The sequence below is a fragment of the Collinsella sp. AF23-2 genome (assembly GCF_003459245.1).
GTDB lineage: Bacteria > Actinomycetota > Coriobacteriia > Coriobacteriales > Coriobacteriaceae > Collinsella.
Map to the genome: position 1 here is coordinate 1 of NZ_QRVG01000001.1, position 23,581 is coordinate 23,581.

The 23,581-nt window shown below is 59.7% G+C and carries 14 protein-coding genes and 1 pseudogene; 13 read left to right on the forward strand and 2 right to left on the reverse strand.

The annotated features are described in order from the left end of the window. Positions 1-36: 36 nt before the first annotated feature. Positions 37-1,878, forward strand: a pseudogene (feoB, locus tag DWY03_RS00005) (ferrous iron transport protein B); the annotation flags it as partial. Positions 1,879-2,192: 314 nt separating this feature from the next. Further along, positions 2,193-3,857: a PTS transporter subunit EIIC gene (locus tag DWY03_RS00010; protein ID WP_158558581.1), complete on the forward strand. Its 1,665-nt coding sequence runs from the start codon at positions 2,193-2,195 to the stop codon at positions 3,855-3,857. A gap of 62 nt (positions 3,858-3,919) precedes the next feature. Here DWY03_RS00010 and DWY03_RS00015 read toward each other — a convergent pair whose 3' ends face one another. Continuing rightward, entirely contained in the window at positions 3,920-4,672 is a 753-nt protein-coding gene (locus DWY03_RS00015; protein WP_158550125.1) for a MurR/RpiR family transcriptional regulator, read from the reverse strand. A 175-nt stretch (positions 4,673-4,847) separates the two neighbouring features. Here DWY03_RS00015 and DWY03_RS00020 point away from each other — a divergent pair, with 175 nt between their 5' ends. The 5 genes from DWY03_RS00020 to DWY03_RS00040 all read left to right on the forward strand — a co-directional run bounded on the left by DWY03_RS00020 (position 4,848) and on the right by DWY03_RS00040 (position 10,608). Beyond that, entirely contained in the window at positions 4,848-6,221 is a 1,374-nt protein-coding gene (locus DWY03_RS00020; RefSeq protein WP_117583084.1) for a 6-phospho-beta-glucosidase, read from the forward strand. Between the two features lie 96 nt (positions 6,222-6,317). Next, positions 6,318-7,139: a hypothetical protein gene (locus DWY03_RS00025; RefSeq protein ID WP_147330888.1), complete on the forward strand. Its 822-nt coding sequence runs from the start codon at positions 6,318-6,320 to the stop codon at positions 7,137-7,139. A 175-nt stretch (positions 7,140-7,314) separates the two neighbouring features. Next, on the forward strand, positions 7,315-8,511 hold the full coding sequence (locus DWY03_RS00030) for an MFS transporter (protein WP_117839643.1): 1,197 nt from the start codon (positions 7,315-7,317) through the stop codon (positions 8,509-8,511). A gap of 153 nt (positions 8,512-8,664) precedes the next feature. Continuing rightward, a complete protein-coding gene (locus DWY03_RS00035) occupies positions 8,665-10,041 on the forward strand; it encodes an alpha-amylase family glycosyl hydrolase (protein WP_117839644.1) in 1,377 nt (458 codons plus the stop codon). A 3-nt stretch (positions 10,042-10,044) separates the two neighbouring features. After that, the gene (locus tag DWY03_RS00040; RefSeq protein WP_117839645.1) at positions 10,045-10,608 is read left to right on the forward strand and encodes a DNA-deoxyinosine glycosylase; all 564 of its coding nucleotides are present in this window, start codon (positions 10,045-10,047) and stop codon (positions 10,606-10,608) included. A gap of 1 nt (position 10,609) precedes the next feature. On the opposite strand, the gene DWY03_RS00045 is transcribed toward DWY03_RS00040, so the two are convergent. Continuing rightward, a complete protein-coding gene (locus DWY03_RS00045; RefSeq protein WP_055250261.1) occupies positions 10,610-11,269 on the reverse strand; it encodes a hypothetical protein in 660 nt (219 codons plus the stop codon). Positions 11,270-11,361: 92 nt separating this feature from the next. Here DWY03_RS00045 and DWY03_RS00050 point away from each other — a divergent pair, with 92 nt between their 5' ends. The 6 genes from DWY03_RS00050 (at position 11,362) to DWY03_RS00075 (ending at position 23,488) form a co-directional block, all read left to right on the forward strand. Further along, positions 11,362-12,498 carry a pyridoxal phosphate-dependent aminotransferase gene (locus DWY03_RS00050; RefSeq protein WP_117839646.1) on the forward strand — a complete coding sequence of 379 codons (1,137 nt, stop codon included), beginning with the start codon at positions 11,362-11,364 and terminating at the stop codon, positions 12,496-12,498. Positions 12,499-13,002: 504 nt separating this feature from the next. Continuing rightward, positions 13,003-13,524 (forward strand): 50S ribosomal protein L10, encoded by a 522-nt coding sequence (rplJ, locus tag DWY03_RS00055; protein WP_006235004.1) that lies wholly within the window; start codon positions 13,003-13,005, stop codon positions 13,522-13,524. A gap of 102 nt (positions 13,525-13,626) precedes the next feature. Continuing rightward, positions 13,627-14,004: a 50S ribosomal protein L7/L12 gene (gene rplL, locus DWY03_RS00060; protein ID WP_006235005.1), complete on the forward strand. Its 378-nt coding sequence runs from the start codon at positions 13,627-13,629 to the stop codon at positions 14,002-14,004. 314 nt (positions 14,005-14,318) lie between these two features. After that, positions 14,319-15,227: a UTP--glucose-1-phosphate uridylyltransferase gene (locus DWY03_RS00065; protein ID WP_117817109.1), complete on the forward strand. Its 909-nt coding sequence runs from the start codon at positions 14,319-14,321 to the stop codon at positions 15,225-15,227. Between the two features lie 350 nt (positions 15,228-15,577). After that, positions 15,578-19,006 (forward strand): DNA-directed RNA polymerase subunit beta, encoded by a 3,429-nt coding sequence (locus tag DWY03_RS00070; RefSeq protein ID WP_231500742.1) that lies wholly within the window; start codon positions 15,578-15,580, stop codon positions 19,004-19,006. Positions 19,007-19,012: 6 nt separating this feature from the next. Beyond that, positions 19,013-23,488 carry a DNA-directed RNA polymerase subunit beta' gene (locus DWY03_RS00075; protein WP_199410946.1) on the forward strand — a complete coding sequence of 1,492 codons (4,476 nt, stop codon included), beginning with the start codon at positions 19,013-19,015 and terminating at the stop codon, positions 23,486-23,488. Positions 23,489-23,581: the final 93 nt, after the last annotated feature.

Sequence of the window (23,581 nt, forward strand, 5' to 3'; positions counted from 1 at the left end):
CTATCTTTTTAGTGCCCTCGGATTGGGTCATAGTGTCTGTCACCGTACACGGGCGAAGAGATCGTCAGCCGCCAATTCATCTTGGACGAAAACCCCGACGCCATCATCGATATCATCGACGCCACCAACATCGAGCGTAACCTGTACCTGACGCTGCAGCTTATGGAGCTCGACCGCCCCATGGTCATCGCGCTCAACATGATGGACGAGGTGACGGCCAACGGCGGCGCCGTGGACGTCAACCTTCTCGAGAGCCTGTTGGGCGTGCCGGTTGTCCCCATTAGCGCTGCCCGTAACGAGGGTATCGGCGAGCTGGTGGATCACGCCTTGCACGTGGCACGGTTCCGCGAGCGCCCCGGTCGCCTGGACTTCTGCGCGCCCGATGGCCCAGACGGCGGCGCGCTGCATCGCTGCATTCACGGCATCGCCAACCTTATCGAGGACCATGCCGCGACGGCGCACATTCCCGTGCGTTTTGCGGCGACCAAGCTGGTTGAGGGCGACGAGCTGGTAACCGAGGCGCTTCACCTGGACCGTAACGAGCTTGACGCCATCGAGCACATCATTACCCAGATGGAAGGCGAGGCCGGCACCGACCGTCTATCTGCTCTGGCCGACATGCGCTTCGGCTTTATCGGCGACGTGTGTGGGCGCTGCGTCGTCAAGCCGCACGAGAGCCGCGAGCACGTGCGTTCCGTCAAGATCGACCGCATCCTGACGGGTCGCTACACGGCCATTCCGGCGTTCCTGGTGATCATGGGTCTCGTCTTTTGGCTGACGTTTGGCGTGATCGGCGCGGCGTTGCAGGGACTTATGGAGGACGGCATCGCTGCCATCATCGCCTCGGCTGATGCGGGCCTCAAGGCGTTCGGAACCAACGATGTGGTGCGCTCGCTGGCTGTCGACGGCGTGCTTACGGGCGTGGGCAGCGTGCTGACCTTCCTGCCGATTATCGTCGTGCTCTTTTTGTTCCTCTCCATTCTGGAAGACTCGGGCTACATGGCGCGCGTGGCCTTTGTCATGGATAAAGTGCTGCGTCGCTTTGGCCTGTCGGGCCGCAGCTTCGTGCCTATGCTCGTCGGTTTTGGCTGCACCGTGCCGGCTATCATGTCGACCCGTACGCTCCCATCCGAGCACGACCGCAAGATGACGGTCATGCTCACGCCGTTCATGAGCTGTTCGGCCAAGTTGCCGGTCTACGGTCTGCTGTGCGGGGCGTTTTTCCCGCAGGCGACGGTTCCCGCCATGGTCTCGCTCTATCTGATTGGCATTGCGGTCGGTTGCATCGCGGCTTTGGTACTCAACCGCACGGCATTTAAGGGCGACCCGGTGCCGTTTATCATGGAGCTTCCCAACTACCGCCTGCCGAGCATCAAGACGACGGTGATGCTGGCATGGGATAAGGCCAAGGACTTCATCACCAAGGCCTTCACCATTATCTTTGCCGCTACGGTGGTCATTTGGTTCCTTCAGACGTTCGACATCCGCTTTAATGTGGTCGCCGATCAGTCGCAGAGTCTGCTTGCCGGTCTGGGCAGCATTATCGCTCCGCTGCTGGCGCCGCTCGGCTTCGGCGACTGGCGCGCCTCGACGGCGCTCGTCACCGGACTTATCGCCAAGGAGAGCGTCATTTCGACCCTCACGGTGCTTTTGGGCGCAACGTCGCCCGCGGTGCTGTCAACCATGTTTTCGCCGTTTACCGCTTACGTGTTCCTGGTCTTTACGCTGCTGTACCCGCCCTGCGTAGCGGCAATCGGCGCCGTTAAGAGCGAGTTGGGCGCGCGCTATGCCGTGGCTGTATTCGCGTTTCAGGTGACGGTCGCCTGGATCGTGGCGTTTGTCGTGCATTCGGCGGGCATATTGCTGGGGTTGGCTTAGGGGCGCGTTGATGCTCCGCACTTTTGGGCGAGCAACAATTCAATAAATATGAGTCGAAATACCGACAATTGTTGAACTGCGGGGACTGTCCTACGCTGCAGATTGCCGTTCGCTGCCTATTTGCTGCCGTTTACGGATTCGTAAATACTTGCAATCGTCGGTCGATTTAACCGCATTACGCGATGCCGATGCGCATTTTGTGTGCCCCTTTCTACAATCACTTTGTGTCTATTGCCGAACATGTCTTCCGTTTCGCCTGTGTGGGGACGTGGGCTGCAATAGTCGTTTATAGAGGCTCATTGAGGAGGGAATTGATGAAAGAAAAATTCCAATCGTTCGGAAAGGCAATGCTCGTTCCGATTACGCTCATTGCCATTTCCGGTCTCTTTTTGGGTATCGGTAGCGTTTTTACGACCGAACTGACCCTTGTGTCCCTTGGCGTTAATTGGGACTGGTATGCCGCTTCGCCGCTCTTTACGTTCTTCTCGGTATTTAAGGGTCTCGGCGAGGTAATCATTGGAAACCTCGGTGTTTTGTTTGCCGTCGGCTGCGCCTTCTCCTTGTCTCGCAAAGAGAAGGGCTGGGCTGCCTTTTCTGCCCTTGTCTGCTATCTCACCATGCTCAAGACGGTTGAGATTCTGCTTGGAGCAGCTGGCTTGGCTGCCGACAATACAACGGTGGAAGCTCTTCAGAAGGTTGGCCTTACGTCCATTCAGGCGAGTGAGCAGTCCGCACTCTACACTACCTCGCTCGGCTTTTTTGGCTACAGCTCTGGTGTCTTTGGCGGCATTATCGTGGGCTGCCTGGTCGCTTGGATCACCGGCCGTTTTTACAAGACCAAGCTTCCAACGGCGCTGGCGTTTTTTGCGGGCAGTCGAACGGTCCCCATTGTATCGTTGGTTGCCGGTGGCGTCCTGGGCGGCATCATGTACTTCGTCTGGCCCGTCATCGGTGGATGCTTTTCGGGTATTGCGACGTTCGTGAAAGGCTCCGGTCTGGTCGGTACGTTTGTCTATCGCTGGGTGCTCGAGAGCCTTGTGCCGTTTGGCTTGCATCCGCTGCTCGAGACGCCCATGTATTGGACTGAGCTTGGTGGCTCCATGGTCGTCGATGGAACGCGCGTGGTGGGCAATAGCGCTATTCAGCTTGCACAGCTCGCTTCTCCCAGCAGCGACAAGCTCTTGGTTAGGGCCTTCATGGCTGGCTATGGCATTAACGATTACGCGTTGTTCCCGGGCATCGCCCTTGCTATGTGGTCTTGTGCCAAGCCCCAGAACCGCAAGAAGGTTGCTGGCCTTTTAATCCCCACAGTGATTTCGACTGTTTTCTTTGGCGTTACGGAGCCTATTCTCTTTACGTTCCTGTTTGCCGCTCCCTGGCTCTACTTTGGCGTTTACGCTCCGCTTTCCGGACTGGGTGAAGTTCTCTCGGAGGCAATGGGCGTTTCGGTGTACCAGGGAAATATCAAGGACCTGATCCCATTTTTATTCCGCCCCGAGAAGCTTAATCTGCTTCCGTACCTTATTCTGCTCCCCGCCTTTTTCCTGGCAGCTTTCTTCCTCTTCCGGTTCTTTATTACTAAGTTCGATATCAAGACGCCCGGTCGAGATGATGGTGACGATATTGAGTTGATCAACAGCAGAGCTGAGTTCGAGGCAAAGGCCGCTGAGGCAAAGGGCGAGTCTGGTAGCACTCCCGAGAAGGCAGTCCAGGGCCGTGCGACCAAGGACAGCGCGCTTGCTGTTGGCATTGTCGAAGCGCTTGGTGGAGCCGACAACATTGATGATCTTGACAACTGCATCTCACGTCTTCGCGTGATTGTCAAGGATGGTTCTAAGGTTGCAGACGACGAGGTGTTCACCAAGAATCTTGAAGCTATGGGCGTTATCCGCCTGAGCGACAAGGCAATCCAGGTCATTTACGGTCCTCGTGTCGGCGAAGTCGCTTCTGAGGTGCACGAAGTTCTCGGTGACGAGTAAAACGCGCAAGTGGCTTTCAATTGCATAGCGCAATTCCAGGGCTTGGCTTCCTATCGCATGATTTAGGGGGCCAAGCCTTCTTGTTTTAGATTGTCAAGGCAGATACTCAATAGTTCTTCGAATGCAAGAATACAACTTCCGGTAAAGCAGTTAGGCTTAACGTTCTTAAGATCCATTGGGTGATCGTCATGTATCGTAAAGATCGCGTCTGCCGTCTTGGCGAGCTCGCTGTCTTCGTTGCCGGTAAACGCGAGGGTCGTAATGCCCGCGTCGTGGCATGCCCTTGCGGTTTCCAGGATGGCTTCTGTCTGACCCGATTTGGATATGAGCATCATGCAGCTGAGCGTATTTCGGTTGGATTCGACAAACTGATCGGTTTCTAGGAAGTCCTGTATGACGGCCAAAAAGCCAAGTCCAACGAGCTTGGTCGCCATGTACTGCGCAACGATGCGTGAGAAGCCCTCTCCGTTTACTCCGATCATTCTGTTGCGATGCAGGGCGGCGATGAATACGTCTACATCTCCGGTGTGGCATACGAAGTGGACGCTACTGTCTTTGAGTGATTGATTCATTTCGCGGGAGACATGCTGAAGGTGCTTGAGGTCGTACATCATTTCGCGGTAGCCACGGTAGCCGAGCTTTTTCGAAAGCCTGATGACTGTCGTCATGCTGGTAAAGCATGCCATGGCGACGGGTTTTATGCCAATATCATCGAGGGTGTCGATATTGTTGAGTAGGTATTCGAGTACGCTTTGCTCGGTTTCGGATAGCTTTGCGGCTGAGTAGAGCTTGGAAATCTGCTTTTTATCAACCATCGGTGCTTCCTTCCCGCCGGACGTGTGTGGCCGCTTCCGTTGCGTAAATAATAACTCCTTGGGGAATTCCTTTCCCGCCTTGCAGCCGGGGCGGGAAGCGGCCCTCCATGCTGGATACAATATCCATACACAGGCGAACCATGCAATATTGAATGTGCTAATTGGGGGTTTCGATATGAAACTTACGGTCATAGGGGGCGGTGGCGTCCGCTCCATGTTTTTGGCAAAGAGCATAGCCCAGCAGGCGTCATCGCTTGGAATCGACGAGCTTGTGTTTATGGACAATGATCCCGAGAAGCTGCGCATCTACGGTGGCCTTGCCGCCCATGTCTCGGGCATGCTTTGCCCCACGCTTAATTTTTCACTGACGGGCGATGCGGTCGAGGCCGTTAAGGACGCCGATTACGTGATCACGACGATTCGCGTCGGTGGGGACCATATGCGCGTTCGCGATGAGCGCATTGCTCTTTCACATGGGGTTCTTGGCCAAGAGACGACTGGCGCAGCCGGCGTGTCTTTTGCCATGCGCTCCGTCCCTGCGCTTGCTTCGTATTGCGAGTTAATCAAGAAGTACGCAAAGCCGGGCGTCAAGGTGTTTAACTTTACTAATCCCGCTGGCGTCGTATCTCAGGCCCTACGCGATATGGGCTATGATTTTACTTATGGCATTTGCGATGCCCCCTCGGGCATGTTGCATCAGTTTGCCGAGTATAAAGGCGTTGATCCCGCATCGGTTCAGGGCGAGTGCTATGGACTCAACCACCTCTCGTTCTTCCGCAATGTGACGGTTGACGGCGAGGACATCATGCCCGACTTGATCCACGACGACGGGGCATATGCTCATACAGATCTTAGGTTCTTCGAGAAGGACCTCGTCCTAAATCGCGGATGCGTGCCAAATGAGTACCTATACTATTTCTACTATCGCGAGCGCGCCGTTGCCAACGTTCTCTCTTCGCCCCAGACGCGCGGCGAACTCATCGAAGAAATTAATCGAGAAATGACGAGCGAGCTTGCATCTATCGATATTGAGAACGACTTCGAAAAAGGCCTCGCGTGCTTTGAGAAGTGGTACGGAATGCGCGAAAACAACTACATGGCGGCCGAGACGGGTATTCACCGCGACAAGCCGTGGACGTTTGACGTGTACGGCAAAGATGCTGGTGGATACGCGGGTGTCGCGCTCCGTTTCATGGATATTGCTCGCTCTGGCAAGACGCAGCAGATGATCCTGTGCACCCCCAACAATGGTGCCATCCCCGGCCTTCTCGATACAGATGTCATTGAGTCAACGTGCGATATCTCCACCGATGGCTGCGTACCGCATCGCGTCGAAGCCGATTCTGTGCCTGCGGGAAACCTCGAATTGATTCGTCGCGTCAAGTACTACGAGCGCACCGTGGCGCGTGGCATCGTTAACCGATCGAAGCGCGACATTGTCGAGAGCCTCGCGATGCACCCGCTCGTTAATTCGTACTCCTTGGCGAAAGATATCGCCGCGCAGTACTTTGAGCTTAACCGCGACTACATCGACGGCTGGACAGACTAGTCTGGACGTTAAAACTAGAAATTATGGATGGGCGGACCGGCGTTTATATTGGCGCCCGTTCGCCCTGCCTAGTAAGAAAACGGGTATAGAGTGAACTTGCGAGAGAACTTCAATGTCTTTCTGGAATCGGGCGATCGGGCGAAGGGATGCCGGAGTGGCTGTACGATGGCGTTATATATCCCCTTGTTTGTTATGAGCGCGCTTCAAATTGGTGTATCAAACGTTGCAACTGAGCTCGCCTATATCAATCCGTCCATTACGCTTATTTGCACTGTGGTCGCGGCCTTTTTAAACCTGCTTCTATCGAATGTGGCTTTTTCATTATTTGCCGTCGACCGGTCCAAAGAGACGGTGCAACCTGCTCGAACCCCTCCGGTTTATCTCTTGGCCTCGACGGTTCCCCTCCAGATTTCTGGGGCGCTGCTAATTTATTTGGTTCACTTGATTTTATCGGCAATTGTAGTCTTTGCCTCGCTTGCGAGTAGCCAGCTCGGGGTGTTGTGCTCGCTTGTGGTGGCAGTAATCGTGACGCTTCTTTCCGCGTCGTTCGTATTCGTGTTAATTGAAGATGCGGACGTGGAGCAGAGGGGACTACGAGGCATTCGGTTTGCACCACGCTACATCATGCGTTCGGTCACGGTGCTTCGTTCCTCCTGCAGGGAAATCGCGCGTCCCGCAACGCTGCTGGTGGCATGGAACCTGGTTGCAAGTTGCGCTATCCAGGTTCTTGTTGGATGGGTAGTTTCGAGTGCGGCGCTGCCGTCGGCACTTTCAGTGACGGCGCTTGTACATGAGGGACTTTATTATGGGGCGTTTGCTTATATGCTGCTTTTGCTAGTTCATTGTGCGGTTGCGAGTTGGCTTGAAATTGACGTGCTCATGGGGGTGTCCTTGTGCGTATCCGAGCAGGCGCGATAGCCCGAAGATGAAGCCGCGTTTTCGACACTGAGTTTCTGCGTACCTTGCTTTCTAAGCAGAATTGGCACGCCATCTGTTAACGATCGTTTTCCAAGAATTCTTTTGTTGCTCATTTTATAGACTTCTCATTGCTATAATCGCCCACCGCTCTAGATGATCGGAGAGGTTTTCCTATATGGCTCAAACAAAGCAAGGTGGTATCACGCTCGGGCAGTGGCTCCCGCTTATCGGGCTCACCTGCTGCGCGTTCGTGTTCAACACGTCGGAGTTTATGCCCATCGGCCTGCTAACCGACATCGCCACGTCGTTTTCGCTCACCGAGGCCCAGGCGGGCATCATGATCTCGGTTTATGCCTGGGGCGTCATGCTGCTGTCGCTGCCGCTCATGGTGTTTGCCTCGCGTTTTGAATTCAAACGGATGCTGCTCGGCGTGCTCGCCGTGTTTTCTCTGGGTCAGTTCCTGTCCGCTGTGGCACCGACATATCCCATCCTGGTCTGTGCGCGCCTGGTGGTCGCTTGCGCACATGCCGTGTTCTGGTCGGTCGCCTCGATTATGGCCTCGCGCCTGGTCGACAGTCGCCACGGGGCGCTCGCCATTAGCATGATCGCCACGGGCTCGTCCATCGCGCAGATCTTTGGCCTGCCGATCGGCCGCGCCATCGGACTGGCCGTGGGCTGGCGCATGACATTCGCCGCGGTCGGGGCCCTCTCGGCTGTCGCGGTTGTCTACCAGGCCGCGGTGTTCCCGGCCATGCCGGCGGGCGAGCGCTTTACCGTCAAACAGCTGCCCGAGCTGCTCAAGAACCCGTTCCTGATTGCGCTCTACGCGGTCACGGTCTTTATGGCGACCGGCTATTATGCGGGTTACAGCTATATCGAGCCGTTCCTGGCGCAGGTCGCGCACGTCGACGCAAGCGCTATTACCATGACGCTGACGGCGTTTGGCTGCTCTGGTCTGCTCGGAAGCTGGCTGTTTGGCCGCCTGTTCGATGGGCATCGCTTCCCGTTCTTGGCTATCACGCTCTCCGGCGTGCCGGTGGCTCTGCTGCTCGTGGGTCCGGTCGCATCGTCGCTCGTAGCAGTGCTTGCCGTCTGCGCGCTATGGGGCTGCTGCTCCACGGCCTTTAACGTTGCGTTCCAGGCCGAGCTCATCAAGTACACGCCGGCGGATTCGTCGGCCGTCGCCATGTCGATCTTCTCGGGCCTGTTTAACCTCGGTATCGGCACGGGCACCGCAATCGGCGGCGCCGTGGTTTCGGGTCCCGGTATCGCTTGGATTGGCTTTGCGGGCGGGGCGATTACCGTCGTGGGCGTCATCCTTGCCATCACCGTACTGTTCCCAGCCATACGCCGCGCAAAGCCCGTCGCCTAATCACGTCCCCTCATCAGCTGCGGTGGAATAGCTCCTGTTTAAGGCCTCTGAAGGCCCAAGCAGGAATTATTTCACCGCAACTTATTTTGGGGGAGAGGATACAAGCCGGGCATACAATGGATATCGTTGTGTTGAGCTTACCGGGAGGTTGCTATGTGGGCATACGAGACGACGTTCTATCAGATCTATCCGCTGGGCTTTTGCGGAGCTCCGCGCGAAAACGCCGCTCCCGTTGCCGAGGATGAACTCGCCCAGGCTGTCAACGCTGCGCCCAACCCCGATGCACCCATCATGAAGATCGCCCAATGGGCTGACTACCTGCAAGAACTCGGCGTTGGCGCTGTGCTCATCAACCCGCCGCTCGAATCCGACAGCCACGGCTACGATACGCGCAGCCTGCGCCATGTCGACCGCCGCCTGGGCGGGGATGCCGATTTTGCCGCCGTATGCGAGACGCTGCACGCCCATGGCATCCGTGTGGTGCTCGATGCGGTCTTCAACCACGTCGGCCGCGGCTTCTGGGCCTTCCGTGATGTGCAGGAGCGTAAGTGGGACTCGCCGTACAAGGACTGGTTCCACATTAGCTTTGACGGCGACTCCTGCTATGGCGACGGCTTTTGGTACGAGGGTTGGGAAGGCCATTTTGAGCTCGTGAAGCTCAACCTGCAAAATCCCGCTGTGGTCGATTACCTGCTCGAGTCCGTGCGCCGTTGGGCTGACGTGTTTGGCGTCGACGGCCTGCGCCTGGACGTTGCCTATATGCTCGACCGCGACTTCATGCGTCGTCTGCATACCTTTACCCGCGAGCTCAAGCCCGATTTTGTGCTGATCGGCGAGACGCTCCACGGCGACTACAACCAGATCGTCAACGACGAGATGCTTGACTCCTGCACCAACTACGAGTGCTACAAGGGCCTGTACTCCAGCTTTAACTCGGTCAACATGTTCGAGATTGCCCATTCGCTGCATCGCCAGTTTGGCGGCGATCCGTGGTGCATCTACCGCGGCAAACACCTGCTGTCGTTTGTCGACAACCACGACGTGCCGCGCCTGGCGAGCATCCTCACCGACAAGTCGTGCCTGCGTCCCGCCTATGGCATGCTCTTTGGCATGCCGGGCATTCCGTGCGTCTACTATGGCAGCGAGTGGGGGATTGCCGGCGAAAAGGGCGGCCCCGATGGTGACTGGGCGCTGCGACCTGCGCTCGATGAGCCTGCGCCCAACGAGCTGACGGCGTTCATCACGCAGCTTGCGCACCTTCGCTCGGCCGATGACGCGGCGGCCTGTGCTCTCAACTACGGTGCCTATCGCAACGTGGTGATCCAGAACAAGCAGCTGCTGTTCGAGCGCGCCTGTGATGACGCGACGGTGCTCGTGGCGGTGAACGCCGTGGGCGAGCCTTACACCTTTGGCGCCGGCGAGCTCAACGGGTCCTTTGTCGACCTGCTTGCCGATGGCGTGCCCACGGTCGAGCTGGCTGGCTCCCTTGAGCTTGCGCCCTACGAGGTGCGCTATCTGTTGAGGGCCTAGGCCATGGCTGCGTCCGACGAGGGCTATCAACATATTGAGCATGGGTTTGAACCCGTGTTTGACGAGCGCTCGCGCGTTTTGGTGCTGGGGTCGTTTCCCTCGGTGCTCTCGCGTGCCAATGCCTTCTACTATGGCAATCCGCAGAACCGCTTTTGGCGGGTCACGGCGGCGTGTCTCGGTGTGCCTGTGCCGCCCAACGAGGGTGATCCTTTGGCAAACGGTGAGCCCGCGACGCTCGATGTCTCCATTGCCGCCAAGCGATCCATGCTGCTTAACGGCGGCGTAGCCCTGTGGGATGTGATCGAGAGTTGTGACATTAAGGGCTCGAGTGACGCGAGCATTCGCAACGTTGTACCGGCACATATCGGGCGCATTACCGATGCAGCTCCCATTGAGCAGGTGATATGCAACGGTGGTACGGCTGGCCGGCTCTACAAGCGCTATCTACAAGAACGCACCGGGCTGCCCGCCATCGTCCTGCCCTCGACAAGTCCTGCCAATGCGGCTTGGCGTCTTGAGCGCCTTGTTGAGCGTTGGCACGAAGCCATTGACTGGGGCGCCCTGTAATTTAGATATCTGATTGAGTATGGGCGCCGAGGCGTTTGATGATGGCGCGCCAGATTAGCGCGGGCACAGCAGGCCTAGCGCGCACCATGCCGTCGGTATCGACGCTACCGGCATTGCCACCGCCCAGCAGCTGCGCATGCTCAATGGAGCAGCCTATGCGCACGGCGCCCACAAGCTTATCCATCGCTTCCGAAAATGGTCGGCGCAAGAGGCCCATGCGTGGGGAATGGCGAAGCGCCGCGATGCCGCTGCCGGTGCAGGCGATAACGCCGCCGCACCACGTTAGCCTACGGAGTTCGCAAGCTTGGCGCAGGCGCTCGATGAGCATGCGCGCCCCCTCGGTACGCTCGTAGATGGCCTGAACGACGACATAGACGCGCGTCCCCGTATCGCCAAAGCGATTGAGTGCCTTCTCGATGTCTGTCACTGCCTCGTCATCGGGCATATCCTCAACGGCGAGCACGATGCCATCGGCGGTATCGGCGCTATTCGCCTTCAAGTCGACTGGATGGGGGAGTGCGGTGCCGGAAAGCTGCGCATAGGCTGCGATGGCATCCTGAAGGTCCCAGAGCAAAAACTCAAGATCGGCGCTATCGGGAATACTGATATACGCAATGGTGTGCAGTGTTTTTGGTACATCGCCGCGCGCGGTCGTCTCCATGCCATCTCCTTTCCGGCTCGTTTCCGTTTAGGTTACACCGTCTGGTGGCGCTGGGCGCGCTATCCTAGTGCAACCCTTACGAAAGGAACGCCATGCGTCTGCCCATGAATACCTCGCTTGCCACGCTCAAGCCCTCCGGCATCCGTCGGATTAACGCGCTCGCCGCCCAGCACCCGGGGTGCATTGCGCTTGCGCTTGGCGAGCCCGATTTTCCCACGCCCGATGTGATTAGCGCCGAGGTAACCGCCTCGCTGGACCGTGGCGACACGCACTATCCGCCCAACAACGGCCGCCCCGCCCTGCGCGAGGCGCTGTCCGAATATATGGGTGACGCGGGTCTGGAGCTTTCCGCCGATGAGGTCATCCTGACTGATGGCGCGACCGAGGCCCTGTCGGCAACATTCATGGCTATGCTCAACCCCGGCGACGAGGTCATTATTCCCACGCCGGCCTTTGGCCTGTACGAGAGCATCGTCGTAGCCAATCACGCCAAAGCGGTCTTTTTGGATACGGAGCCTGCGCAATTTCAGATTGACGAGGATGCGCTTCGCGCCTGTGTGACCCCGGCGACCAAGGCCATCGTTATCTGCTCGCCCAACAATCCTACGGGCTGCATCCTCGACACGGCGTCGCTCGACGCCGTGGCGCGCGTGGCAGAGCAGGCGGGCATCTACGTAGTCTGCGACGACGTATACAACCGTCTGGTCTATGTGGATGGCTACGAGCGCTTTGCCCAGCGCCATCCGGAGCTGCGCGACCAGACGGTGGTCATCGAGAGCTTCTCCAAGCCCTGGGCCATGACCGGCTGGCGCTTGGGTTGGCTCGCAGCCGCAGCCCCCGTCATCGCTGAGATCGCAAAGGCTCACCAATACTTAGTATCGAGTGCTGTCTCCTTCGAAATGGACGCCGCAGCCCGAGCCCTGACCGTCGACCCAACCCCCATGCTCAAAGTCTACCGAGCCCGCCGCGAACGCGTACTCGCAGCCTTAAACGCCATGGGCCTCGACGTAGTAGAGCCCGCAGGAGCCTTCTACACTTTCCCGAGCATCAAAAAGTTCGGCCTAACCAGCGAAGACTTCTGCATCAAAGCCATCGAAGAGGCAAACGTAGCCCTAGTCCCGGGCGACTGCTTCGGCACCGAAGGCCACATCCGCCTAAGCTACTGCGTCTCCGACAAAGACCTAGACGAAGGCCTCCGCCGCCTGTCCACCTTCCTTTCAACCCTGTAGCCCAACGGGACCCAACCCATCAGCCCACCGACCTAAGGGTTATGCGTGGGGCGCGCCGGCCAACGGGCACGAGGATTCGCAACAAAGGCAACGTAGCTCCGGTCGGGAGGGGCAGGGCGAGTTTTCCGTAGATTCCGCACGAGCCGAAGGCCACTTAATGTGGCCTTCGTGCGAGCCCAGGACTTGACCGAGCGGAAAACTCGCCCTGCCCCTCCCGACCGGAGCGTATGCAGGGTTTGTGTGCGAATCCTCGTGCCCGTTGACCGACGCCGGGGTCCCCGCCATAATACTTTCGGTTCACGCACGAATCCGCTGCCAGAGACAGCCGGTGCAAACGGGCATCGCCCGCGAGCTTAATGGGATATCCCGCCAGCCGAGGTGGTCGAGTAGATATGTCTTCTCGCCCCCGTCGCTCATGCAGCGCGGGGGCTTTCTTTTTGGACATGCCCCCGTCACGTCCTTGTGGCGGACCGTGCCCGGAAAGAATTCGAGGAGGTGTAATTTATGCCCCAGCAGTACAAAATCGACAAGGTTGCAGAGATCGAGTCCCGTATCGCCGAGAACGCCGGTCTGTTTGTCGTCAACTACAACGGTCTGACGGTTAAGCAGGCTCAGGAGCTGCGTCATCAGCTTCGCGAGTGCGGCGCCGAGATGAAGGTCTACAAGAACAACCTGGTCAAGATCGCTCTCAAGAACCAGGAGCAGCCCGAGCTCGACGAGATCCTCGCCGGCCCCGTCGCTTATGTGTTCTACGAGTCCGAGCCGGTCGAGGCCGCTAAGGCCCTTAAGGACTTCTCTGCTAAGTCCAAGGGCGTCCTTGAGATCAAGGGCGGTATCTCCGACGGCAAGGCCGTTTCCGCTGATGATGTTAAGGCTATCGCCGAGCTGCCCACCAAGGATCAGCTTCTCGGCCAGATCGCCGGTCTCATCTCCGGTTTCGCTCGCGACATCGCTGTCTGCGTCAACGGCGTTTCCTCTGGTCTCGCTCGTTCGATCCAGCAGGTCTCCGAGCAGAAGGCAGCCTAGTCGCTGTTTTCACCCGCGGCGGCAACGCCGCACCCCTGGCGCATTCGCGCCGTGTTTTAACTGATCTCCGTGCACAGACACGGAAACCGAAAGGACTTAGAAATGGCTAAGCTTACCACCGATGAGATCATCGATGCTCTTAAGGAAATGACCCTTCTCGAGGCTTCCGAGCTCGTTAAGGCTATCGAGGACACCTTCGGCGTTTCCGCCGCTGCTCCTGCCGCTGTTGTCGCCGCTCCCGCTGCTGGCGCTGCTGAGGCCGAGGAGAAGACCGAGTTTGACGTCGTGCTCGAGGGCTTCGGCGACAACAAGATCCAGGTCATCAAGGCCGTCCGTGAGCTCACCAACCTTGGCCTGAAGGAGGCCAAGGAGGTCGTCGAGGGCGCTCCCAAGGCTGTTCTCGAGGGTGCCAAGAAGGAGGACGCCGAGGCTGCCAAGGAGAAGCTCGAGGCTGCTGGCGCTGCTGTCACCCTCAAGTAATCAGGCTTTCTCGCCAGATTTCTTTGCAGACGGGGTTCGCATTGCGAGCCCCGTCTTTTTTGTTTTTCGGTTCCTCGACATCGGTTGCTCAAACTGCCATGTTCTGTGATTTGCGTCGTATCGCGTGCCCTGCCGTTGGGCAATAAAATTGCACCATTCGAGCAATAATTTGCGTTGACCTGCTGAAGAATTGTCTCTGCCTTGTAGCGACATATAGTTCCAGCGGTAAGATGCTTGGGTATCGCAATTTGGTCTGCGGCTGTGCGCCGCACGCACGGGGCGCTTTTGCGCCTGCGAAAGGATCTTTGAATAACATGAAGGCAATCATCCCCGCCGCCGGTCTTGGCACGCGTTTTCTGCCTGGCACCAAGTGCACGCCCAAAGAGATGCTGCCGGTGCTCGACAAGCCGGTCATCCAGTATGTCGTCGAGGAGGCACTCGACCCCGAGGAGGTCGACGATGCCATCATCGTTACTTCTCCCGGTAAGCCCGAGCTACTGAACTACTTCCAGCCCGACCGTTCGCTCGAGAACCTGTTGCGCGAGCGCGGTAAGAACGCCTATGCCGATGCCGTCGCCCACGCTGGCGGTATGCCGGTCGACTTCCGTTATCAGTACGAGCCCAAGGGCCTCGGCCATGCTATTCGCTCTGCTGCCGACGCCGTGGCAGGGGAGAACTTCCTGGTTCTTCTGGGCGACTACGTTGTGCCTAACCGCGATATCTGCGACAAGATGCTTGCCGTTTCCAAGGAGCACGGTGGCGCTTCGGTTATCGCCGTCGCTGCTTGCTCGCCCGAGGAAGTCAGCCGCTACGGCGTTATCGCTGGCGAGCGCGTCGGTTCGCTCGAGGGCGCCGAGGGCGTTGCCGATGTCGAGCCGGGCGCTGTCTGGCGCATCGGCGGTCTGGTCGAGAAGCCCGCTCCCGAGGCGGCTCCGTCCAACCTGTACATCGTCGGTCGCTACCTGCTGAGCCCGCTGGTCATGGACTTGCTGGCAGATCAGCAGGCCGGCAAGGGCGGCGAGATCCAGCTCACCGACGCCATGGCCCGTTCGCTCGACCGCGAAGCCATGTACGCAGTCGTCATCGACCCGCTGTCGGGCTACGACACCGGCACTCCCTCTGGCTGGATGGCCACCAACGCCCTCATGGCTGCAAGCGACCCCCGCTTTGCCGATGCCTTCTGGGACGCCATCGACGAGCGCGGCGGATTGATGCGCAAGTAAGCCTTCGGGCACCGACATTTACGGGCGTGGACCTCGGTTCGCGCCCGTTTTTTATAAGAGCTGCGATTGCTAGCTCTCTGTTCACATAAAATATATGAACAGATGTTCGATACACATACATCTACCTGCGTGTTTTCTGTCGAAAAACTTTGCTACTCCAAAAACTCAATCGCGTCAAGGCTTTTCTTGCCCAACGGTCGGTACCTGATAAACTATTAGGTTGCGATAACTGGCGAAGCTATGCCTCGCCAACCCACCGAGCATTTCCGTGAAGGAGGAAAAACCTGGTGACCTACGCATACACTGCCACTGAGCGCAAGCGCGTCAGCTTCGGGAAAATCCCGGAGGCCATGGAGCTCCCCAACCTTATCTCTGTTCAAAGGGAATCCTTTGAGCGTTTTAAGGATGAGGGCCTTCGTGAGGCGTTCAAGGAATCCAGCCCCATCCAGAGTCAGAACCATGTTCTCGAGGTTACCTTCGGCGAGCATCAGTTCGGCGACCCCGCGCACACCGTCGAGGAGTGCCGCGAGAAGGATATGACCTATCAGGCTCCGCTTCTGACCGACGTCCGTCTCACCAACAAGGAGACCGGCGAGATCAAGGAGCAGCTCGTCTTCATGGGCGACTTCCCCATGATGACCGATCAGGGCACCTTCATCATCAACGGTACCGAGCGTATCGTCGTCTCGCAGCTCGTCCGCTCCCCGGGCGTGTACTACAGCTCCGAGATGGATTCGGGCAAGCAGATCTACAAGGCCCAGATCATCCCGTCCCGCGGTGCCTGGCTTGAGTTTGAGGTCGACAAGCGCGACCAGCTCATGGTCTCCATCGACCGTAAGCGCAAGCAGAGCGCCACGATGTTCCTGCGCGCCCTTGGCATCGCCGTCACCAACGACGACATCATCGAGCTGCTCGGCAACTCCGATGTGATCAAGCGCACCCTGGAGCGCGACACCGCCCTCACTCGCGAGGACGCCCTCATCGAGATCTACCGTCGCCTGCGCCCGGGCGAGCCTCCCACCGTGGACGCTTCCCGCAGCCTGCTCGAGGGCCTGCTCTTTAACCCGCAGCGCTACGATTTGGCCCGCGTCGGTCGTTACAAGGTCAACAAGAAGCTCAACCTCACCACCGAGGAAGAGGTCACGGTGCTCACCGACGAGGATATCGTCGCGACGCTGCGCTACCTCCTGTCCCTCGCTGCCGGCGAGCAGGGCTTCAAGGTCGACGACATCGACCACTTCGGCAACCGCCGCATCCGCACCGTCGGCGAGCTCGTCGCCAACCAGTTCCGTATCGGCATGAGCCGTATGGAGCGCGTCGTCCGTGAGCGCATGAGCTCCCAGGACATCGACGAGATCACCCCGCAGTCGCTCATCAACATCCGCCCGATCGTGGCCTCCATCAAGGAGTTCTTCGGTTCCTCGCAGCTCTCGCAGTTCATGGACCAGGCGAACCCCCTGACCGGTCTGACCCACAAGCGCCGTCTGTCCGCACTCGGCCCTGGTGGTCTTGCCGGCCACAAGTCCGGCTCCAGCCGCCGCACCAACGTGCCGACGGCCGTCCGCGACGTTCACAACTCGCACTACAGCCGCATGTGCCCGATCGAGACCCCCGAAGGCCCCAACATCGGCCTGATCGGCTCGCTCGCCCTCTACGCCCGCGTCAACGAGTATGGCTTCATCGAGGCCCCGTTCCGTCGTGTCGAGAACGGCGTTGCCACCGATCAGATCGACTGGATGACCGCTGACGAGGAAGAGAAGCACGTCATCGCGCCGGCCAACACGCCGCTCGATCCCAAGACCAACGAGTTCATCACGACCGATGCCGAGGGCAAGATCGTCCGTCCGCATACCGTGATCGCCCGTACCCGCGACTTCGACGGCTCCTTCGGCGCTCCCGCCGACGTGCCTGTCGAGGACGTCGACTACATGGACGTCTCGCCGCGTCAGATGCTCTCCGTCGCAGCCACGCTGATTCCGTTCCTCGAGCACGACGACGCCAAGCGTACGCTCATGGGCGCCAACATGCAGCGTCAGGCCGTGCCGCTGGTTCACCCCGCCGCTCCCTATGTCGGTACCGGCATGGAGCGTCGCGCCGCCCTGGACTCTGGCGAGGTTACCCTGGCCAAGAACGCCGGCGAAGTCATCTATGCCGACGCCTCCAAGATTATCGTCAAGCACGCCGGCGGCATGGACGAGTATCACCTGGCCAAGTACCAGCGCTCCAACCAGTCCACCTGCATCAACCACCGTCCGCTCGTGCGCGTCGGTGACACCGTTGAGCAGGGCGAGCCTCTGGCCGACGGTCCTTCGACCGATCATGGCGAGCTCGCACTGGGCCAGAACCTCACCGTGGCATACATGCCGTGGGAAGGCTTCAACTACGAGGACGGTATCGTCGTGTCCGAGCGCCTGGTGGCCGAGGACCTGCTGACGACCATCAATATCACCCGTCACGAGATCGACGCCCGCGATACCAAGCTCGGCCCCGAGGAGATCACTCGCGAGATCCCGAACCTCTCCGAGGACATGCTTGCCAACCTCGACGAGGACGGCATCATCCGCATCGGCGCCGAGGTCGGCCCTGGCGACATCCTGGTCGGCAAGGTCACGCCTAAGGGCGAGAGCGCTCTGACCGCCGAGGAGCGCCTGCTGCGCGCCATCTTCGGTGCCAAGGCTCACGATGTTCGCGACACCTCCCTTAAGATGCCTCACGGCGCTTATGGCCGCGTCATCGACGTCGTCCGCTTTAGCCGCGAGAACGGCGACGACCTGGCCCCCGGCGTCAACGAGCAGGTGCGCGTCTACGTCGCCCAGCGTCGTAAGATCCAGCAGGGCGATAAGATCGCCGGTCGCCACGGCAACAAGGGCGTTATCTGTAACGTTCTGCCGGTCGAGGACATGCCCTACATGGCTGACGGTACCCCGATCGACGTTATCCTCAACCCGCTGGGCGTTCCTTCGCGTATGAACGTCGGTCAGCTGCTCGAGTGCCACCTTGGCTGGGCTGCTGCCTGCGGTTGGGATACCGAGGATGCCGACTCCGACAAGTATGTCCCCGGTCCGTTCTTCGTCTCGACGCCCGTCTTCGACGGCGCCAAGGAGGACGAGATCGCCGAGGTCATCCGTCGCGCCAACAAGAACATGCTCAACAAGGCCACCGCTGCCTTTGGCGATCACATGCGCCCCGAGTTTGTCACCCAGCTTGACGAGCGCGGCAAGACCCGCCTGTTCGACGGCCGCACCGGCGAGGAGTTCCGCGAGCCCATTACCGTGGGTACGTCCTACATCCTCAAGCTCGGCCACATGGTCGACGACAAGATCCACGCCCGTTCGACCGGCCCTTACAGCCTGGTTACCCAGCAACCGCTGGGCGGCAAGGCTCAGTTCGGCGGCCAGCGCTTCGGCGAGATGGAAGTTTGGGCACTGTACGCATACGGTGCTGCCAACGTCCTGCAGGAGATCCTGACCGTCAAGTCCGACGATACCGTGGGCCGCGTCAAGACCTACGAGTCCATCGTCAAGGGCGAGAACGTCCCGGTTCCGGGTATCCCCGAGTCCTTCAAGGTTCTCGTCAAGGAGATCCGTTCCCTCGCACTGGACATCGAGCCCATGCACGATGCCGACGAGGACGCCTCCGCCCCTGTGACCGCCGAGGAGACCTCTGCTCTCGACGACCTGGCTGCGCTCGCCGGCGTTGACACCGACGTCGAGGCCCAGGATGCCGAGACCGCCGAGGCACCCGAGGCTGTCGCCGCCACGACCACTGATAAGGAGTAGTTGACTGTGGCAGATTTCGAAGCTACTGATTTTGACTCGGTAAAGATCTCCCTTGCCTCCGCCGACCAGATCCGTTCCTGGTCGCACGGTGAGGTCAAGAAGCCGGAGACCATCAATTACCGTACCCTCAAGCCCGAGAAGGACGGCCTGTTCTGCGAGAAGATCTTCGGTCCCGCCAAGGACTGGGAGTGCTCCTGCGGCAAGTACAAGGGCATCCGCTTTAAGGGCATCGTCTGCGAGCGCTGCGGCGTCGAGGTCACCTCGGCCAAGGTTCGTCGCGAGCGCATGGGTCACATCGAGCTCGCCGCTCCCGTGTCCCACATCTGGTACTTCAAGAGCCCCACGAGCTTCCCGATGAGCCGTATGCTCGACATCAAGTCCAAGGACCTCGAGAAGGTTCTGTACTTTGCCAGCTACATCATCACCGAGGTCGACTACGAGGCTCGCGAGGCCGACGCTGACGACCTGCGCGAGGAGCTCGCCGCCGATCTGGAAGAGATCGATGCCGAGTGCGCCCGCCAGATCGAGTCCCTCAAGGAGCAGGGCAACCCCGAGAACTTTGACGAGTTCTCCGACGAGGAGCCGCTGACCCCCGAGGAGATCGCCTCTGGCATCGTCGACATCGAGGAAGAGTGCAAGGACGAGAAGCAGCTCCGCACGGACGCCTTCAACGCCTTCATGAAGCTCACCGAGCGCGACCTCATCTCCGATGAGCCGCTGTTCCGCGAGATGACCCGTTACTACTCCATGTACTTCAAGGGTGGTATGGGTGCCGAGGCCGTCCGCGACCTGCTCGCTGCCATCGACCTCCCCTCCGAGGCCGAGAAGCTCAAGGCCATCATCGCCGACGAGGATTCCCAGAAGCAGAAGCGCGAGAAGGCCGTTAAGCGCCTCGAGGTCGTTGACGCCTTCCTGAAGGGCGGCAACAGCCCCGCGAACATGATCCTGGATGTCATCCCGGTCATTCCGCCCGATCTGCGCCCGATGGTCCAGCTCGACGGCGGCCGCTTCGCCGCGTCCGACCTCAACGACCTGTATCGTCGCGTGATCAACCGTAACAACCGACTCAAGCGCCTGCTCGACCTGGACGCCCCTGCGATCATCGTGAACAACGAGAAGCGCATGCTCCAGGAGTCCGTGGATGCCCTGTTCGACAACGGCCGTCGTGGTCGCCCGGTCTCTGGCCGTGGCGGTCGCCCGCTCAAGTCGCTCGCCGAGGCCCTCAAGGGCAAGCAGGGTCGTTTCCGTCAGAACCTGCTGGGCAAGCGTGTCGACTACTCCGGCCGTTCGGTAATCGTTACCGACCCCAAGCTGCTGCTGCACCAGTGCGGTCTGCCCAAGACCATGGCGCTGGAGCTCTTCAAGCCCTTCGTCATGAAGCGCCTGGTCGAGCTCGGCAAGGTCGAGAACATCAAGGGCGCCAAGCGCGCTATCGACCGCGGTGCCACCTTTGTGTGGGATATCCTCGAAGAGGTCATCGACGGTCGCGTCGTGCTGCTCAACCGTGCACCGACCCTGCACCGTCTGTCCATCCAGGCCTTTGAGCCGGTGCTGGTCGAGGGCAAGGCTATCCACCTGCACCCGCTGGTCTGCTCGCCCTTCAATGCCGACTTCGACGGCGACCAGATGTCTGTCCACGTGCCGCTGTCCAGCCAGGCTCAGGCCGAGGCTCGCGTGCTCATGCTCTCTGCGAACAACCTGCGCTCGCCGGCATCCGGCAAGCCGGTTAACATCCCTTCGCAGGACATGATCATTGGTGTGTACTACCTCACCCAGGTCCGCGAGGGTCTGCCGGGCGAGAACCACGTGTTCGCCAGCTTCGACGACGCGCTGCACGCCTATGACTGCCGTTCCGAGGTCGACATGCAGGCCAAGATCCAGGTTCGCGTGTCCGCTGCCGATGCCAACGTCATCAACGAGGACGGCACCCGTATCTTCCGCGTCAAGAACGGCAAGAACGAGTTCGTCGACTACGACGTCACCGGCAACAAGACCGCGCGCTTCGAGACCTCTATCGGCCGCATCATCTTCAACCGCCAGTGCCTGCCCGAAGACTATGAGTTCATGAACTACAAGATGGTCAAGGGCGATGTGGCCAAGCTGGTTGCCGACTGCTGCGATCGTTACCCCGAGGCCAAGGTCGGCCCGATCCTCGACGCCATCAAGTACTCCGGCTTCCACTACGCTACCCGCGCCGGCCTCACCATCTCGGTATGGGACGCTCTCATCCCTGCCGAGAAGCAGGAGCTGCTCGATCGCGCCCAGGCCAACGTCGACCAGATCAACGAGTACTTCGAGGAGGGCTTCATCAACGAGACGGAGCGCCACATCGAAGTCGTTAACGAGTGGACCGCTTGTACCGATAAGGTTGCAGCGCTCATGCTCGACTTGTTCGACGAGGAGAACCCGCTCTACATGATGGCCGACTCCGGCGCCCGTGGTTCTAAGACCCAGCTGCGTCAGCTCGGCGGCATGCGTGGCCTGATGGCAGACATGTCCGGCGAGACGATCGACCTTCCCATTAAGGCGAACTTCCGCGAGGGCCTGTTGCCGCTCGAGTACTTCATTTCGACCTACGGCGCCCGTAAGGGCCTGGTCGATACCGCATCCCACACCTCGGACTCTGGTTACCTGACCCGTCGTCTGGTCGACGTGGCCCAGGACGTCATCGTCCGCGAGGAGGACTGCGGTACGCACGAGGGCGTCACCTACAACCTCATCATCCCCGGCACCACCGACCTCAATACCGACCTCGTCGGCCGTTGCTTCATTGAGGACGTCGTGGCTCCCGATGGCACCGTGCTCTTTGAGCAGGACGGCTACATCGAGAAGGTCGCCGACATCCAGAAGATGGTCGATGCCGGCCTTAAGAAGGTCAAGCTTCGCGCACTGCTCACCTGCCGCTCCAAGTACGGCGTATGCCAGAAGTGCTACGGCTGGGATCTTTCCACCCGTCGTCCGGTCGCCATCGGTACCGCGGTCGGCATTATTGCCGCCCAGTCCATCGGCGAGCCCGGCACGCAGCTTACGATGCGTACCATTCACTCCGGCGGCGTCGCTGGCGTCGACGATATTACGCAGGGTCTGCCTACGGTCAGCCGTATGTTCGATATCGTCGGCAACGTCAACGAGAAGATCCTGGGTCGCGAGGCCGAGCTGGCTCCGTACTCCGGCCACCTCTCGATTAAGCCCGAGAAGTCCGAGTACGTGCTGACGCTCACCGACTCCGAGGACCACACCCGTGTCCTCGACGAGCGTCGCGTCCCCGCATCGGTGCGCTTTATGCCCGAGATCGAGGACGGCTGCGAGGTGCGCGCCGGCGACCAGATCACCAAGGGCTTCGTCAACTTCCGCAACCTGCGCAAGCTGACCGACATCGAGTCGACGATGCACACCTTCGTCGAGAGCGTCAAGGACGTCTACACCAGCCAGGGCGTCGACCTGAACGACAAGCACATCGAGGTGCTCGCACGCCAGATGCTGCGTCGCGTTCAGATCACCAACCCCGGCGACTCCAAGTACCTGCTTGGTCAGTACGTCGACCGCTACGAGTTTGCCGACGAGGTCGAGCGCGTTGCCCGTCTGGGCGGTCAGGCTCCTGTGGCCGAGCCCGTCATCCTGGGTACGCTCAAGGTCGCGTCCAACATCGACTCCTGGCTGTCGAGCGCTTCGTTCATTCGTACCGCTGGCGTCCTTACCGAGGCTGCCATCGAGGGCAAGGTCGACCACCTGCTCGACCTTAAGTCCAACGTCATCGTCGGTAAGAAGATCCCGGCTGGTACCGGCCTCAAGCCGTACGCCAACGCCAAGCTGACGTATCGCACGGCCGACGGCTACGTGGACATCGACGGCCCGGCTTCGCCCAACGCCAAGTCGCTGCCCGAGTGGGCTCCTGTGGAGCTCAAGGACCTGGACGAGCAGCTCCCGCAGCAGCTCGACTGGGCCGGCTACGACGAGTTCGGTGGTGCTGACGGTTCGTTCACCCGCAACGGCCACACCATCTCCGCCGAGAAGGCTCGTCTGTACCTGTTCGACGATCTGGGCGTGTCGCAGCGCTGGACCAACAAGTTCAGCGAGGTTGGCATCGAGACGGTCGGCGACCTGGTTGGCAAGTCCGAGGAGGATCTGCTGCGCATCGATGGCATCGGCGCCAAGGCGATCGAGGAGCTCCGTGACGGCCTGGAGGCCCACGATCTGCTCTACATCCTCGAGAACAACGACGACGTTGCCGACGAGGAAGACCTCTCGCAGCTGCTGCAGATGGTCTTTAGCCCCGACGGTCCGGACGATATCCTGCTGGGTACCTCCGCTCCGACGCATCACGCCGACGCCGACGAGGAGCTCCTGGGCGCCCCGATCGACGACAAGAAGGCTCCCGCCAACGGCGCGATCAACGAGGACATGGCTTCCCTCGACGAGCTGCTCAACCAGCTCGTGGACACCGACGACGCCGAAGAGGCCAAGGACAACGACGAGGAGTAATTAGTTCCGCCGTTCTAACGAACGGCGGCGACCTCCGTCGCTGCGCGGCCCCCAGAGCTACAATCTGTCATTCAAAAGGCAGGGCATGACCAA